The 17,404-nt window shown below is 33.3% G+C and carries 14 protein-coding genes; 4 read left to right on the forward strand and 10 right to left on the reverse strand.

The genetic code is table 11. From position 1 onward, the window contains the following. The gene (locus BX659_RS03275; RefSeq protein WP_097016397.1) at positions 1-777 is read right to left on the reverse strand and encodes a polysaccharide deacetylase family protein; all 777 of its coding nucleotides are present in this window, start codon (positions 775-777) and stop codon (positions 1-3) included. Between the two features lie 264 nt (positions 778-1,041). On the opposite strand from BX659_RS03275, the gene BX659_RS03280 reads away from it, so the two are divergent. Continuing rightward, positions 1,042-2,190 (forward strand): N-acetylmuramoyl-L-alanine amidase, encoded by a 1,149-nt coding sequence (locus BX659_RS03280; protein ID WP_097016398.1) that lies wholly within the window; start codon positions 1,042-1,044, stop codon positions 2,188-2,190. Positions 2,191-2,212: 22 nt separating this feature from the next. Here the strand turns inward: BX659_RS03280 and BX659_RS03285 are convergent, their stop codons facing one another. Then, positions 2,213-2,776 carry a DUF4126 domain-containing protein gene (locus BX659_RS03285; RefSeq protein ID WP_097016399.1) on the reverse strand — a complete coding sequence of 188 codons (564 nt, stop codon included), beginning with the start codon at positions 2,774-2,776 and terminating at the stop codon, positions 2,213-2,215. A gap of 597 nt (positions 2,777-3,373) precedes the next feature. Further along, complete coding sequence (gene sleB, locus BX659_RS03290; RefSeq protein WP_097016400.1) at positions 3,374-4,225, reverse strand: spore cortex-lytic enzyme; 852 nt, start codon at positions 4,223-4,225, stop codon at positions 3,374-3,376. Between the two features lie 645 nt (positions 4,226-4,870). On the opposite strand from sleB, the gene BX659_RS03295 reads away from it, so the two are divergent. Next, a complete protein-coding gene (locus BX659_RS03295; RefSeq protein ID WP_181186406.1) occupies positions 4,871-5,668 on the forward strand; it encodes an AraC family transcriptional regulator in 798 nt (265 codons plus the stop codon). A 66-nt stretch (positions 5,669-5,734) separates the two neighbouring features. Continuing rightward, positions 5,735-6,613, forward strand: coding sequence for a DMT family transporter (locus BX659_RS03300; RefSeq protein ID WP_097016402.1), 879 nt, complete (start codon positions 5,735-5,737; stop codon positions 6,611-6,613). Positions 6,614-6,786: 173 nt separating this feature from the next. Here BX659_RS03300 and BX659_RS03305 read toward each other — a convergent pair whose 3' ends face one another. Then, positions 6,787-7,611 (reverse strand): MBL fold metallo-hydrolase, encoded by an 825-nt coding sequence (locus BX659_RS03305; protein ID WP_097016403.1) that lies wholly within the window; start codon positions 7,609-7,611, stop codon positions 6,787-6,789. A gap of 517 nt (positions 7,612-8,128) precedes the next feature. Here BX659_RS03305 and BX659_RS03310 point away from each other — a divergent pair. Then, positions 8,129-9,037, forward strand: coding sequence for a GNAT family N-acetyltransferase (locus BX659_RS03310; RefSeq protein ID WP_097016404.1), 909 nt, complete (start codon positions 8,129-8,131; stop codon positions 9,035-9,037). Positions 9,038-9,085: 48 nt separating this feature from the next. Here the strand turns inward: BX659_RS03310 and BX659_RS03315 are convergent, their stop codons facing one another. From BX659_RS03315 to BX659_RS03340, 6 genes are all read right to left on the reverse strand, one after another. Further along, positions 9,086-10,018, reverse strand: coding sequence for a cell wall hydrolase (locus BX659_RS03315; RefSeq protein ID WP_097016405.1), 933 nt, complete (start codon positions 10,016-10,018; stop codon positions 9,086-9,088). Positions 10,019-10,220: 202 nt separating this feature from the next. Then, on the reverse strand, positions 10,221-12,341 hold the full coding sequence (locus BX659_RS03320; RefSeq protein ID WP_097016406.1) for an ATP-dependent DNA helicase: 2,121 nt from the start codon (positions 12,339-12,341) through the stop codon (positions 10,221-10,223). 11 nt (positions 12,342-12,352) lie between these two features. After that, on the reverse strand, positions 12,353-13,192 hold the full coding sequence (locus tag BX659_RS03325; RefSeq protein WP_097016407.1) for a deoxyribonuclease IV: 840 nt from the start codon (positions 13,190-13,192) through the stop codon (positions 12,353-12,355). 252 nt (positions 13,193-13,444) lie between these two features. Next, positions 13,445-15,559: a polyribonucleotide nucleotidyltransferase gene (gene pnp, locus BX659_RS03330; RefSeq protein ID WP_097016408.1), complete on the reverse strand. Its 2,115-nt coding sequence runs from the start codon at positions 15,557-15,559 to the stop codon at positions 13,445-13,447. Positions 15,560-15,987: 428 nt separating this feature from the next. Beyond that, the gene (rpsO, locus tag BX659_RS03335) at positions 15,988-16,257 is read right to left on the reverse strand and encodes a 30S ribosomal protein S15 (protein WP_097016409.1); all 270 of its coding nucleotides are present in this window, start codon (positions 16,255-16,257) and stop codon (positions 15,988-15,990) included. A gap of 224 nt (positions 16,258-16,481) precedes the next feature. Then, the gene (locus BX659_RS03340; protein ID WP_097016410.1) at positions 16,482-17,402 is read right to left on the reverse strand and encodes a bifunctional riboflavin kinase/FAD synthetase; all 921 of its coding nucleotides are present in this window, start codon (positions 17,400-17,402) and stop codon (positions 16,482-16,484) included. Positions 17,403-17,404: the final 2 nt, after the last annotated feature.

Below are 17,404 nucleotides of genomic sequence, written 5' to 3' on the forward strand. Positions count from 1 at the left end.
CTATTCAGCTCCTCTCTGCTTTTGAATTCCTGTATGTGTTTCAATATAATAGTTATCCTTATAAATCAATTCAGAGACTGGTACAACCTTATAGCCTCTCTGCTTTAACTCTGGCAAGAGCCTAGTCAAAGCTTCTGGAGTATTCTTAGCATTATTGTGCATCAAGACTATATCACCAGGGCTTAGATTATCAAGGACACGCTTAACTATAAAATCAGCACTGACATCCTTCCAATCTAAAGAATCTATACTCCACTGTATTGGATAATAACCTAGCTTCTCACAACTCTTAATTACTTGATTACTATACTCACCAAAGGGTGGACGAAATACTGTCGGCTGCTTACCCGTTAAATTCTTAATCAACTCACCAGTCCGATTTAGCTCCTCTTCAATCTGGCTTGCACTTAAAGAAGCCATATGGGGATGGGTATAACTGTGATTACCCACTTCATGACCATTAGCAGCTATTTCCTTGACTAGATGGGGATACTCTTCTAACCAATTGCCACCGAAAAAGAAGGTAATCTTGACACCATTCTTCCTAAAAATTTCTAATAAACGGGGAGTATTCTTAGCACCCCACATTCCATCTAAGGTAATTGCTATCTTCTTTTCTTTAGTACCCACCTTATAAATTGGAACCAGTTTATTAGAACTGACTCTAATTGCAGGATTATTGAAAGTATCACTGACAAATAGACCCAATAAAAAGAAGGTCACACTTAACACCACACAGAAGACCAGTAAATCCTTCTTAGTCAACCTTATATCCATTTATTAATCTCCTCCTTCTCTGCAAGATTAAGCTTAAGTTTAAGGTTAAGTTCAACTCAACCTCAGACTTAAACTTAGACTCAGACTAGAATATAGATATTTTCGCCAAAGTTGCAGATGAACTATAATTATAGACTACTATAAATATATGTAATAACTAAAAACTATTATGAAAGGAATCAAGGTGGAATATTTTTCTCTGAATATTATTACCTTTATCTAATATACTTTTATAAGCAATCCCTAGATAAAGGAGGTTGTTATATGAAAAAAATAAAAGTATTCTTTATTACTCCACTAAAGATCACTTTAGCTATCCTAGCCATCTTTTTACTGAGCTTCTTTCTTACTTTTACAGTAAAGAGTACTACCGTAATGTCAAAGATTGATAAGACTATAGTAATTGATGCTGGTCATGGGGGGATCGATGCTGGAACAAACCATGGAAATATTCTAGAAAAGGATATCAATTTAGCTATCGCAAAAAAATTAGAGAACTTCTTTACTGGACGGGGTAACATTAATGTAATAATGACTAGAGATACTGATGAACTCTATCAAAAGGATAGGAATAAGGATATTGTTCATCGGGTTAAAGTAGTTAAAGAGAGTAAAGCCGACCTGCTAATAAGTATTCATGTCAACAGCTTTCCTGGCTCTCAATCCTTTGGAGGGCAGACCTTTTATAAGGCTAATTCAGAAGAGAGCAAAAAACTAGCAGATTTTATTCAGAAGAAATTAATAGAGATTCAACCAGAAAATTATCGAAAGATTAAAGAAGGACCTTATTATGTGCTCCGCAAAAGCCCTGTTCCCGCTGTGATTGTTGAAGTAGGATTTATCAGCAATTCTAAAGATAGAAAGAGAATCTCTAATTCAAAAGAACAGGATAAGATCGCTCAAGCTATTGGGGAAGGAATTATAGATTACTTTAATAATAACCTAAGCTCAGCTCTAGCAGAAGAGAATAACCCTAATATGACTATTAATTCTAAAAATCAGATTAACTTGTATTATGGCACCTATAATCAAAAAGGAATAGAAGATTTAGCTAGAGAAGAGATTCAACTCAACAGCTTAAAGGTAAGTAAGTCAACAGGTAGGTCTAAAGTTGAAGAGGTAGCTACCAAGATTATTGACAGCTTATTAGCAGGCCCCCAGATCAAAGAGCACTTAAGATTGATTCCTCAATCGACCAAATTGTTAAATCTTGAAATCAAAGATAATATCGCTTATGTTAATTTTAATAAAGATTTGATATCAATCAATTCAGGTGGTGATGGTGAACTATTAAAGATTAACTCTATCATCTACTCCTTGACTCAACTACCAGAGATTAATCAAGTACAGGTATTAATAGAAGGTAAAAGTTTTAATAATGGTGATCTATACTTTGATACCCCCTTAAACTAAGTTAAGTCAGATAGAATCTGACTTAACTTTTTCCATTTAAAGCCCAAAAAATCTGCCTAATTAAGAAAAAAAACAGAACAAGGATAACTATAAACGAAGTAATTGGAGCAAGCATCATTAACAACGATATTGAAGCTGCACTACAGGTCTCTCTAGTACTAAATAAGACTCCCTTTAAATTCATATTATTAGCACTAATAGAGTTTCTTTTACTCTCTAATCTCTGTTGATTTACAATTGCTGAAGTTCCTCCTCCAGCAATAATTGCTAGCACCCAACCCAACATAGGGCTTAAATCTACAACAAAAGAGGACATAATAATAGTCCCCGCCACCATTGTTGTTGGCTTAGAAACCTTCTCCAAAAATTCATCTATTGCAGGAAGATAATAAGCAGCAGCCTCTATTATCGTTGCTACTATAAATATAGATAACGCCGAATAACTCCCTATCCATTCAAAGTTTTCAGCCAAGATCAAATCACCTGATAAAGCTGAAATACTCATTATCAATAAGGGAATAAAGACCCTAAAACCCGAAGCTGCACTTAAGCCAATACCAATTAAAATATTCAATACTAAGCTCAATTAAATCCACCCCATCATAAAATTAATTTGTTAAATTTAAAGTAATTCTCTCTATTTAAAAAATCTATATGTATCTATATTCAAAAAAGCTGTTTATTAATACTCCCTAACCTCTAGTGCTCACATAGAAACTGATATAATTAATAGATATTAGAACCCTTTTACTTCAGTGTACAGTGGTTTGCACGAAGAGTCTTGTCTTTTAGACTCGTAGGGATGGTTGACAGTTAGGGTCTTTAAAACTGAAGAAAATTTTTGTTTAAACGAAGCAAATATTCTAAAGAAAAAATAATAACAATATAATCTTTGAAGTAGAACTCTTAGATTTCATCACTTCAATAGATATTGATTGCGTAGTAAGTTGTAATTTTCTTCTAGACCTTTTGGTGACTTTTGTGGCAATGACAAAAGTCACTCGGGAAAAAAGCTCGTAAGCTTTCCCGAAAAGTATTTTAATAATTTTGCTAACTTTTTAAAGTAAAAAGTGTCGCAATATTTCCATTAATCATCACTATTTATATTAAAATTCAAATAGTATAACTTAATATATATAGAAAAGCCTTTCTCTAAATTTAGAGAAAGGCTTTTCTATATATATTAAGTTGCAAAATAATGTCTTCCAATCTGAGTAATTACAGGTCTAGTGTAAATCCAATAAGAGGTTACTTTAACTGGATTATAATAAAAAGTAGCTCCTCCCGTTGGGTCCCAACCCTTTAAGGCATCTATCACAGCTTGTCTAGCAGTTCCCTTAGGCTCTAGCCAGAATTGACCATCATGCACCGCTGTAAAGGCCCAAGGTTCAAAGATTACATCTTTAATCGTATTTGGAAATCTCGGATGTAAAACTCTATTTAAGATAACAGCTGCCACAGCAACCTGCCCTTTATAAGGCTCACCTCTTGCTTCAGAGTACACAGCCCTTGTTAACCAATCCAACTCCTGTGCTGTTACCTGTAATCTATAATTAGACCTACTTTGAAAAGTATAAGCAGAAGTTGTATTTGGACCTGCTTGTGGAATATTTAACTTTTCACCTACATAAATAACATCAGTATACAGGTTATTATTAACTTTAATCTTCCAAACTGTAGTATTAAATTTATTAGCAATCTTTGAAAGATTATCCCCTGCTTTGACAGAGTATTTAATATACTTCTCTGCTTTTAATTTATCAATTGTACCCCTTCCTGCAATACCGTCTATGACTAACCCCTGATCTTTTTGAAATTTAATTACAGCTTTCTCTGTTCCCTTTCCATAAATACCATCGGGAGCACCTACATTATAGCCCCATTGATTTAATTTAATCTGTAAGTCCTTGACATCTTCTCCAACCTTACCAAACATTAATGTTCTTGACCCTAATGTGTACGCCTCAGCAATAATCGAAGAACCTATAAGTAATACCATAGCAACAACAATCGCCATTATAATCCCATTCTTCAATCATTACACCCCCCTTTGATATATTTATCTCACTTTTATAATTATAATATATGTAAGCTGAGTTTATCAAAGGAATTTGTTGGATTTTTATTGAATTTAGTGGTATAAATATACTTTTGACAAAAGACTGTGATAAGTAATGAATGACTGGTAACGAGTAAAAAACAGACTTTAACTGATAGAGGAGATTGGATGGAGCTCATTGAAATAAAAGGATATTAGCACACATCTCTTAGCTATATTTAGCAGAGCCATCTTAACAATAGTATATTTATTAATAATAATATATTGAATAAGTTTAAAACTGCATAAATACTATGATGACAGACAAATAAATATAATTTTAATTAAAATATCTAAGGAGGGACAAAATGAATAAATCCACTGAATCTTCTAAAAAAAAGTTTGATCGATAAAATCAAATTAAAGAGAAGGGTTGGAAATATATCATTAATTTTTCTGATTATTTTTTATTTTGCTTATACTGTTGCTGAAATAATTATTCCTAATTTCGGTGATATGAGAGAGTTTATGATTTTCTTTTTATTAGTACTTATAGCTAGTCTGATTTTAGATGGATATAGATTCATCATTGAAGTCTTAGAACTTATAAATATTAACGAAGATAATAACTAAATTAAAGAGGTGATTCCAATAGTCTCTTATTACTTTGATCACAAATTTGATAAGTTTGAAATGAAGAGGTGCTCCAATACTCTTCACGCAGAAAGAGAGCATTTTCATCAAGAACTATCAATTGGCTTAATTGAAGAAGGTACTACCTTAGTAGAGTTTGAAGGAGTAAGTTATAACTTTAGTAAACAGGATTTAATTATAATTCCTCCGAGATTGATTCATAATTGTAATCCCATTGATATCAATAGCTGGAAATTTACCATGGTCTATATTGACTATGATTGGTTTTATAAGATCTTTGAACTCAAGCTAAACAGAAATATATTATTATATTCTAAATTAAAACAAGATAAATTTACAGAAATAAAAAGCTACTTTTCTTCTCTAGAAGATAGCCTCAATCATAGCACAAAAGAACTATTTTTAATAGAATTTCTAAAAAAATATTTAATTGATAATATAAAGTTTAAAAGCCTTGAGTTAAATTCATTAAAGAGAGATAAAATAAAAAAATTAAAAGTATATATTGACCATAACTTTAATCAAAAAATAACTTTGGATGAATTATCAGATATTTCAGGGATAAGCAAGTATCATTTAATCAGAAATTTTAAGAAAATATATAAGATATCACCTCTAACATATCAAAGAAATTTAAGGTTTAATTTTGCTAAAAGAGAGCTTAAAGAAGGAAAGGATCTCGCTAAAATTGCAGTTAACTTAGGCTATTATGATCAAAGTCACCTTACTAATGAATTTAAAAAATTTTCAGGAACAACTCCCAATGATTATAGAGAAAATCTATAAAGAGCAACTTTTTACAATACTATTCCCTTTTAAAATAATAAGATAAGAAAAAAAGGAGCGATACATATGAACAGGAATAGTATTGAAGGTTATCTATTAGCATTCTTTACAGTTTTTATTTGGGCAACAACATATATCTTCACCAAAAATCTCTTAAAGAACCTGACCCCTTATGAAATTTTATTCTATAGGTTCACCCTAGCTTATCTGATATTATGTATTATCTACCCTAAATTTAATTTTGATATAAATTTAAAAGAAGAGCTTCTCTTTTTAACTTTGGGGTTTTTAGGAGTAACTGCTTATTATTTATTAGAGAATATAGCCTTAAAATATACTCAAGCTTCAAATGTAGGATTGATCGTTTCATCAATACCGATATTTACCGCAACTATTGCACATTTCATGCATGAAGATGAGCCCTTTCATAAGCATTTATTGTATGGGTTTATATTTTCAATCTTAGGTATCTTTCTTGTAATCTTTAATGGAAAGTATATTTTAAATTTAAATCCTCTAGGCGATATCTTGGCACTTATAGCTGCTATAATATTCTCAATATACTCTAGTCTTTTGAAGAAGACAGATAATAAATTAAAGCAGTTGCTTGTAATCAGAAAAATCTTCTTTTATGGTCTAATCACAATGATACCAATTGTATTTTATAATAATGTCAGATTTGAGATGGCAAAATTATGGCAGCTAAATATTTTGAGTAGCTTTTTATTTTTATCCTTATTAGCTTCAATATTGGCTTTTATCATGTGGTCACAAGCAATTAAATTAATTGGTGCTACAAAAACCAGTACTTTTATCTATTTAGTTCCTTTAATAACGATGATCTCCTCATCTCTGTTTCTAGCTGAAGAGATAAATGGTGTTATGATTGGTGGTGGGATTTTAATCTTATTTGGAGTATATTTAAGTGAAAGAAGAACTATTTAGATTAATGTAGGAACTATAAAGATGGATATTGCAATGCTTTTGAAAGCAGTTCTCTGAAATCTGGAACCTGTCTTTTTAACTAATTTCCAACTCCTGATTCCAGAGAACTAAAGCATCTCAATAGTCTCCTATAACACCATATTTGAATTTAATTCTAAAACCGGCTGATTATCTTAAACATAAACCCCTTCTTGTGGCACTGCTATCTCATCAAAATTTACTACTAAGTTCTCCAATTGCTCCCTTAGCTTCTTCCCTTTTATAGGTAATCCATGGCTTGAAATCAACATCTCTGGATTTAAGTCTTTAATAGTCTTTACTGAGTTCTTAGCTGAATCCCAATCGGTAGTAAAATAAGCAGGAGGACCATTAAGTTCTTTCTCCTTATTTAAAACAGCTTCCGCAGAGTCCTGCTTTAAAGTAGTGATTGCATCTCCAGCTATTAAAATTCTATCCTCATCCCTAAATAAAGATACATGCCCTGGGGTATGACCTGGTGTATGAACCCAGCGCCAGCCAAACATTCCTGGTATTCCCCCATCAGCAGGTAATGCTTGAACACGATCACCTAAGTCAATACTCTGGTTAGGAAAAGTAGGCGATATCTGTGCTATTAACCCCTCACTGACATTAGGGTCAGCAGGCGGATAATCCCTTTCTCCTTTTAGATATGGTAGCTCTAATTGATGGGCATAAATAGGTGAATTCCATTGATTAGTAAGTTCAATTATAGCTCCCACATGATCAAAGTGACCATGGGTCAAAATGATAGCTGTAGGTTGACTACCTTTGCCAAAGTAGCTCTCTGCTTCCTTAATAATAGCTTTGGCAGTGTGTGCCATACCTGCACCAATTAAAGCCCATTCACCACTCTCAGCCTGAGGGTCTCCAACTAAAATGGCATTAACTAAAGGAAACTGTACTAAGAATATATCCTTAGTAATCTGTTGAGATGATACTGGTTTTTTCGTTATCTCTTGCAATATATTTTTTTCCATTAACTATAACCACCCCACTTATTCTTTTGATTTGAAATCTATTTCATCTATTATTATGTTTAAGTTTAGATTGGAGTATTAATCTTTCTTATTTATAAACTATCCTGTAAATTATCTTTGATTCAATTAACTATATTATGATATAATTGGAATATAAAAGTTAAGGGAGGTTCTATAAGATGATTATTACTACTTGCTAATTGATTTTCATAACTGAAAATTAATTCAAGAGAAGTTTTTGAAACACCTAATTTATTAGGTTTATTTGTCATGCACTTCTTTTGAGTAACAAGTAGCAGGGCTCATCTTATAGAACTAAAATTAAAACTTTACTTTTTGATTATATGGCTAAGATATTGACCTTAATTTGTCATATTCACATAGAAAAGTATTAATTTTAGACTGTAAGTAGGTGTAGCCTATTTACAGTCTTTTTCTGTTCTATAACAACTTAATAAATTAGGGAAGAGAGATTGAAATTATAAAATTGAATGACCATAATCAGGAGGTTATAAATATGACGATTAAGCTTAGACCTTATAATCATGAAGAAGATTATAATTTAGTTGGAAATTTTTTAATTGAAACTTATCAGCCAGGTAAAGAAATTATCAATTGGATGCAGACACGCTGGGAATATATGTTCCATCATCCTTATTTATTTGAAAAGGGATTAAATAAATATCTTGATAAAATTGGGATTTGGGAAGATGAAGGCAAAATTGTTGGCGTAGCAAATTTTGAACATCATTTAGGAACGGTTTATGTCCATATCAATCCTGAGTACCATAAATTAAAGGCTGAAATACTAGAATATGCTCAAAAGAACTTAACAGGAATATCAGATAAAGGTAAGCCCTATATAAGTGTTTATATCAAAGATAACGATACTGAATTTGAAGCTATTGCTGAATCTATGGGCTTTGAAAAAGGAGACCAGTATCTAGAAGCTATGTCCCAGTATCAAATCCCTGAAATCTTTCCAGAGATTAGTCTACCAGAAGGATTTAAACTAAAGAGTTTGGCTGATGATAATGATTTGGATAAGGTCAATAGAGTGCTGTGGAGGGGTTTTGACCATCAAGGTGAACCTAACCCAGATTTAACAGGTCGTAAGCTGATGCAATCTGCACCTAACTATAGAAAAGACTTAAATATTATAGTCGAAGCTCCTACTGGAGAGTTTGTATCCTACTGTGGAATGTGGTATGACCCAGTTAATCAAGTAGGCTATGTTGAACCAGTAGCCACTGACCCAGACTATCGCATGATGGGGCTTGGCAAAGCAGCTGTCTTAGAAGGAATTAGAAGATGTGGTAAATTAGGAGCTACTGTTGCCTATGTAGCTACAGATAAAAAGTTCTACTTAGCAATTGGCTTTGAAAAATTATTTGATAGATATCCTTGGTTTAAAGAATTAAAATAAAGAACGGCATATAAAAAGGTCAGAACCCTAGGGCTCTGACCTTTTTATTTATCTAGCAAAAACATGATCTCCAATCTGAACAATAGTTTCACGAGTTTTAAACCACCATTGATATTTGGCAGTCCGAGGGTTATAGAAGTAACTAGCTCCCCTTGTTGGGTCTTCCCCTTTTAGAGCTGCTCTAGCTGCTCTATACGCCGTTCTATTTGGTCTTAAATTAATCTGTCCATTAGCTACTGGACTGAACTGCTTAGGCTGATAAATAACATCTCTTATTGTATTAGGGAAATAAGAATCTATTACTCGATTTAAGACCACTGCCCCTACAGCTACTTGACCAATATAAGGCTCACCACGGGCTTCACCATAGATTAACCTAGCCAATAATTCAAACTCTTCATCACTAATAGTATGATATAAGACCTCTTTAGGTGTGAGATTATTAATCGGCAACTTAATTCTGTCACCCAAGCGGATAATAGAGTTATTAAGACCATTTAATGCTTTAAGCACATCAATACTAGTATTAAATTCTCGAGCCAAATCATAAAGGTTGTCTCCCTGTTTAATATAATAATCTAGGGTTCTTAAGTGCCTCACATCAATCTTCTTTCTCTTATTATCCTCTATCTTGACTGTATACTGCCGATTAGAATCTAGTTTATATTCCTTAAGCTCGTCCTTTCTCTTATAAAGCACAAATTCAACATCATCCTTAACCTCATCATAGAGATTTAAATTATAATTTTCAGGGACTATTAACTTATCCCCAACTCTAATGAACTGATTCTTAGTAAGATTATTAGCCTCTCTAATTTCATTGACAGTTACACCAAATTTCTTAGCTATATTGATTAAAGCATCACCCTGGGCAACAGTATAAACCAGCTCTACTTTGAAGGTTGGTGCTGCTAAAACAACCTCTCCTCCAATCAAAAAAACTAACATAAGACATAAAAACATAATAACCTTTGCTCTCATCTTTTAGTACATGCCTCCCTCTAAACCACATTTTGTAGCTAATAAGATTTAATTAATCATAATTATCTTTCTACTATAGCTATTAGTATAACAGGCAATTTTTCTTTATACATAATTATACACTAATTATTAAACTTCTACATCTATACTCTAAAACCTTCTTGTTAAATAAAGTAAAGCTGGTCACTAATCCCTATTAAAATTAGATAGATGCTCTAATCTTATCAGTTAAAGAATTTAAATTATCTGTTAATATATTACATCCACTAGGTAGAGACTTTAAGAATATCTTCCCATAGCGTTTAGTAATCACCCTATTATCTAAAATTACAATCCATCCTTTATCCTCTTTAGTTCTAATCAGCCTACCAAAGCCCTGCTTAAATTTGATTACAGCCTTTGGTACCATATACTTCATAAATGAATTTTGAGATGCCGCTTCCAATTTCTCTAGCTTGGCAGAGATTACAGGTTCACTGGGAACTACAAAAGGAAGTTTAGCAATAACCACACAGCTTAATTCTTCACCAGGAATATCTACTCCTTCCCAAAAACTTGATGTTCCTAATAATACAGCCTTCTTTTTATTTTTAAACTCTTCAACCAAGTATTGGCGGGACTTCATGCCTTGACAATAGATATTATTAACTTCTAAACTATCTAATTGGGTTTCTAGTGAATTATAAACCTTATTCAGCATTCCATAGGAAGTAAAAAGAACCAAAGTTCTTCCTTTAGTAGCTTGAATAATCTCTTTAACACTGGCAATTACAGCATCTATAAAGGCAGGGTGGTTTGGTTGGGGTAGATCCTTAGCAACCCCTAAGCATAGTTGGTTTCTATAGTCAAAGGGGCTTCCAACCTCCAAAGTCTCTACATCCTCCTCTATCAATCCCAGATTATCTTTGATAAATTCAAAGGATTTATCCACTGTTAAGGTAGCGGAGGTTAGCACAACTGAGTCCATCTTCCCTAAGAGGTTATCCTGTAACTGTTGAGCTATATTTATCGGAGCAGAATGTAAACTACAATCTTCATCATATCCTTCTAGCCAATAAACATAGTCCTCTTCAGGAAAATTGACTAACTCAGCAATATCAGCACCTACCTTTAAAATCGACTCAACCTTAGCCTTCAATTCTAGCTTGACTGCATCTATCTCATCTATCTCATCCTCATAAGAAATTACATCCTCTAGTAACTCACTTAGATTCTTACCTAAATCATTTAGATTAATTAATAGGTTCTCAAACTCAATCATCAAATTATCTTGCCAATAATCTTCTGCTCTAATAGATTCTAACAGCCTTAACTTTCTATCTCTTCCCTTAGTCTTATTATCTATAAATTTAATTAGATTATTGAATAGGCTATGGCTTAAATCATTTACCTTTCTAACTAAAGGTACTAATTTATTATCTATATTCTGTTGAAGATTCTGCTTAACATTCCTCTTTAAAGAACTTATTGCAGCTCTAGTCTGTAGCAAAATACCTGTCTGTTGATCAAAATTATACAGGGATTCTACAAGTTTAATAACTCCTCTTCTATTGACCCTAAAACCTAAATAACTAGTGGCTACCTCTTCTATATTATGGGCTTCATCAAAAATTACCTGCTTATAAGGAGGAAGTACAGCATTTTCCCCTTCTAAGCCTCTTTCTTGGCGTAAAGATAAATCTGCAAATAATATATGGTGATTTACTACTAAAATATCTGCTTCCTGAGCTTCATCACGGGCAAAGATGAAATGGCATTGCTCATAATAGGGACAAGCTGCTCTTAGACAGAGATCACTCTCAGAAGAGATATTATCCCAAATATTATAGTCAACTCTAAAATCCAAATCAGATCGACAACCTGTTTCTGTTTCTAAGACCCAATTATGTACCTTAGATAAGGTATTATAACCTTGATTATCTAGCTGAGCTGATTTCCCAAACTGCACCAGCCTTCTAATACAGATATAGTTTTTTCTCCCTTTAACCAATACCGCCTTAAAGTCCAAGTTAAAAATTTCTTGTAATAAAGGTATATCTTTTTTAATTAATTGTTCCTGTAAATTGATCGTATTAGTAGAGATTATCACCTTCTCTTCTTCCTTTAAAGCCATTAAGATACTTGGTACTAAATAAGCCAAAGACTTTCCAGTACCAGTCCCTGCCTCTACCAGCAAATGTTCTTTTTTAGAGAAGACTTCAGCAATCTTAACTGACATCTCCTGTTGCTCAGGCCGATATTCATATTTGTCAAAATAGGAATCTAATCTATTCCCTGGTGCAAAAAAATCGCTTACCTCTTGTAAATACTCTTTTTGATTCATATCAAAGCTCCTTATTCTACTAAACTTTTAATAGTAGCTAAATTATCTTGATCATTCTTCTGCTCATCAACAGGGGTCTCCAAGATAAAGGCTTTGTCCTTTAACTTAGGATGATTGACTAAATTTCTAAAACCTGCTAATCCAATTTGCCCCTCACCGATATGATGATGGCGATCTTTATTTGAGCCCAAATCACCAATCGAATCATTGGCATGGATTACCCCCAGCCTATCAAGACCAATACGGCAATCAATTTCCTCCAATAATCTATCTACCTCTTCTTTCTGTCTAATATCATAGCCTGCTGCAAAACCATGGCAGGTATCATAACAGATTCCTAAATTATTATGATTATTTGTTTGCTTTATTATTCTCTCTAACTCTTCAATATTCCTGCCAATTGCAGTCCCTGCCCCTGCTACATTCTCTAATAGAATATTTACTGCTGGTTTGCTTTTTGCTATTACCTCCAGCAAGCCCTTAGCAATATTCTCTATGCCCTGCTCAATGCCTGCCCCTGTATGGCTTCCAGGATGTAAGACCATATATTTAGCCCCTATCTGGTCAGCTCGCTTTATCCCTGCAATTAGAGCAATAATTGACTTCTTATAGATATGCTCTTTAGGTGAGGCTAAATTGATCAAATAAGGGGTATGAACTACTACAGTTTCTAAATTATATTTAGCCAATGCATCTTTAAAACTTTGAGCTTCTTTATCACTTATCTCTTTAGCCTTCCAACCTCTAGGATTGGTAGAGAATATCTGAAAAGTTCCACAATCTAGCTTGGCTGCTCTAACTACTGCTTGGTCAATTCCTCCAGCAATTGAAGTATGTACTCCAAATTTCATTATATCACCTCATTTTAATACTTTCTAGCATTTTTCTCTTATACTAAGTTAATAGTGTCTTCATTATTAAGATAAAGAGACAATTTAGATATTGGGTAGATAGGTGGTTGGTAATTAGATTAAACAGCCTAACCATCTAATCCCAAACTACCAAGAAACAAAGTATCATAATATCTCTCAATAAATATTAAAAAACATAAACCAGAAAAAACTCCAGTTTATGTCTTAAAATCAACAATAATCTATTTTAATTTATTGATTCTCTTCATCTTTCTGATTTAAAGCATCCTTTCTAGATAGATTTATTCTACCTAAATCATCGATACCGATTACCTTAACTAGTACTTCATCTCCAGTTTTAAGAATGTCTTCTACCTTCTCAACACGTTCCTCTGCTAATTTAGAGATATGCACTAGACCTTCTTTACCTGGTAAAACCTCTACAAAGGCACCAAAACCTGTTGTACGTTTAACCTCACCTAGATACATCTCTCCAACCTCTACTTCTTTGGTCAGCTGTTCAATCATATCTATTGCATTTTGACCAGCTTCTTGATTTTCAGCAGCAATAAAGATAGTTCCATCATCTTCAATATCGATCTTAACTCCTGTTTCATCGACGATGCTCTTGATGGTTTTACCACCTTTACCGATAACATCTTTAATCTTTTCAGGATCGATATTCATAGTAAGAATACTTGGAGCATATGGTGACAGTTCAGCACGAGGCTTAGAAATAGTCTTCATCATTTCACCTAAGATATGAAGTCTACCTATACGAGCTTGCTCTAAAGCTTCCTTTAAAATCTCATTAGAAACACCTTTAATCTTCATATCCATCTGTAAAGCAGTAATTCCATCTTCAGTTCCTGCTACCTTAAAGTCCATATCACCATTAAAGTCTTCTAGACCTTGAATGTCAGTTAAGACAGCTACATTATCATCTTCTTTCATTAATCCCATTGCAATTCCTGCAACTGGTGCTTTAATTGGTACTCCTGCATCCATTAAAGCTAAAGTACAACCACAGATACTTGCCTGAGAAGTAGAACCATTAGAAGATAATACCTCAGAAACCATTCTGATTGTATAAGGAAACTCTTCAGCAGAAGGAATCATCGGCCTAAGAGCTCTCTCACCTAAAGCACCATGTCCAATCTCTCTTCGCCCAGGAGACCTTAAGGGGCTTGTCTCTCCAACACTATATGGTGGGAAGTTATAATGATGCATATATCTTTTTGATTCTTGCTCTTCTAATCCATCTAATACCTGCTCATCACCTACAGCACCCAAAGTTGCTACTGTAAGAGCTTGGGTCTGTCCACGAGTAAATACCCCAGAACCATGAACTCTAGGCAATATCCCTACTTCACACCAGATAGGTCTTACTTCATCTAACTTACGACCATCAACTCTGATTCTCTGATTTAATACTAGACTTCTGATTGACTCTTTAGAGATCTTATCTAAATAAGATTTTACCTTACTTATAATCTCCTCTAAATCTTCAGCTTCTTGATATTTATCTCTAAAGTATTCTGTTACTTCATCATAGACTGCATCCTTTTCACTTCCACGTGTCTTCTTATCTTTATTCTGTAAGGCTTCAATTAATTTGTCACCTACATATTCTCTAATCTCTGCTTCCAACTCTTCATCATCTACAACCTCTAGTTCTACCTCTGCCTTCTCTTTACCTATTTCAGCAACAATCTTCTCTTGGAATTGAACCAACTTCTGAACCTCTTGATGTCCAAAATCTATTGCTTCAATCATATCCTCTTCTGAAACCTCATTAGCTCCAGCCTCTACCATCATTACTGCATCTCCAGTACCTGCCACAGTTAAATCTAAAGCACTAGATTCATACTGTTTTATAGTTGGATTGATAATATATTCTCCGTCAATCAAACCTACCTTAACACCAGCAATTGGTCCATCAAATGGAATATCTGAGATAGATAAAGCAGCAGAAGCCCCTATCATTGCAGCAATATCAGCAGGATTATCCATATCTAAAGATAATACAGTAGCGACAACCTGTACATCATTTCTAAATCCTTTTGGGAATAAAGGGCGTAAAGGTCTATCAATCAAACGGGCTGCTAAAGTAGCTGCATCACTTGGTCTTCCCTCACGCTTAATAAATCCTCCTGGTATCTTTCCAACAGCATATAATCTCTCCTCATAGTTAATCATTAAAGGAAAAAAGTTCATACCAGGACGAGGATCAGACATAGTTGCAGTTACTAAAACTACAGTCTCTCCATACCTTACTAAAACTGAACCATTAGCCATTTCAGCTAGTTTACCAGTCTCAATTGTTAAATCTCGACCTCCAAACTCTATTGACCACTTATGTGACATAAATTCTTAACTCCTTTCTATATTAAGCTATCCTTATCTTATGTATTTAATAATATAATTATAAAAGAATAATAAGAAGACTAAAATCAACTATTATATATACACCTTGTACTAACTAAATTTAAATGATAAAGAGTTTTTTTTATGAATATATTGCAACATTTCTGGTATTAGATTGCTAAATTCATTGTTTTTGCTATTAGCACAGGGATTTATATATTTAAATTTTATCTTTACTAGAGTAACCTAGAGAATAAATTATTATAGTAATCTATAGTTTATCCCTATTTCTCAAATAATATCAAGTATCTTATCTATAAAATTTCATATTATGTAACAATCCTGTTTAATTATGAAAATGGATTTATTGACAAAATTTGCTCAATCATTAAAAGTTAAGAGCGGGTATTCCCGCTCTTAATAATCTACTATTTTGCTCTAATACCTAAATCTGCAACTAAATTACGGAATTGCTCGATATCTTTATTTTTTAGGTATCTAAGTAATCTTCTTCTTTTTCCAACCATCTTTAATAGACCACGTCTTGAACTATGATCTTTTTTGTGTACTTTTAAATGCTCAGTAAGTTCACCAATTCTTGCTGTTAAAATAGCAATTTGAACTGGAGCTGAACCAGTATCACCTTCGTTGATAGCATACTTATCAATGATTTCTTGTTTTCTTGCTTCAGATAACATTAACTTTCACCCCCTATTTTCTTCAAATCCCCAATTACCAAGTCAATCGCTGGGAAACGAGCAACCTAGTTAATGGTTAATTCCATATAATATTGTAGCATAATAAGACTAAAATGTAAACTATATTAAATATTTTTTTAGATTAATAAATTCTATGAATTCCATCAATAAATATCTTTCTTTATCAAAACTTTTATCATATTATCCTAAAAAACATCTTCTACCTAATCTAGCTTATTTAAAATTTCTCTAGTAATCCTAACATCATCTTTCATTCTAGCTACCAACCCTTCTACAGTAGGGAATTTCTCTTCTGGCCTAATCCTCTTTATAAATTCCAATTCTAAAGATTGGTCATATATATTCTGATTAAAGTCTAGAATGTGGACTTCAATACTAAATTTATTCTTATCAAAGGTAGGTAGAAGACCTAAATGGACTGCTCCACCGTAAAGCTTACCTTCTAGCCTTACTCGACAAGCATAGACCCCTAGAGGAGGTAGAACATAATCAGCTAAAGGGTCTAAGTTAGCTGTAGGAAAACCAAGTTTTCTTCCTCGCTGATCACCTTGAACTACTTTACAATCTAAAGTAAAGTTTCTACCTAGCTGCTCTTTAACCTTGGAAACCTTCCCCTCTAAAATCAGATTTCTAATATAGGTACTACTTATTTCTCGATTATTAAGCTTTATACTAGGAATAGCTTCTACTTCAAATCCAAATTCTTCTCCCAACTCTTTTAGCTTAGCTGGAGTACCTTGACCTCCAGACCCACATCTAAAATCTTCCCCTACAATAATCTCTTTGACCTTAAAACGTTTCACTAGGTATTCTTCTACAAATTGTTGATAAGGTATTTGGGAGAATTCTTCATCAAAATTCTGTACAATTAATTGATTTATCCCTAGTGATTGAATAAGTCTTTTTTTTTGACTCCAGCTTGTTAAAGCTTTAGGGGCTTTATCAGGAGATATAGCTTTTAGAGGATGGGGAAAGAAGGTAAATAAACAACTATCATAACCTAGTTTTTTAGCTCTTTTTACTGCTAGATTAATTATCTGTTGATGGCCTAGATGTACTCCATCAAAGGTTCCTAGAGTCATTACTGTAGGTCCAATTTTAGCTTGATTGTAGTATATCTCCATTT

Origin of the sequence: Orenia metallireducens (genome assembly GCF_003001995.1) — a bacterium.
Lineage (GTDB): Bacteria > Bacillota > Halanaerobiia > Halobacteroidales > Halobacteroidaceae > Orenia > Orenia metallireducens_B.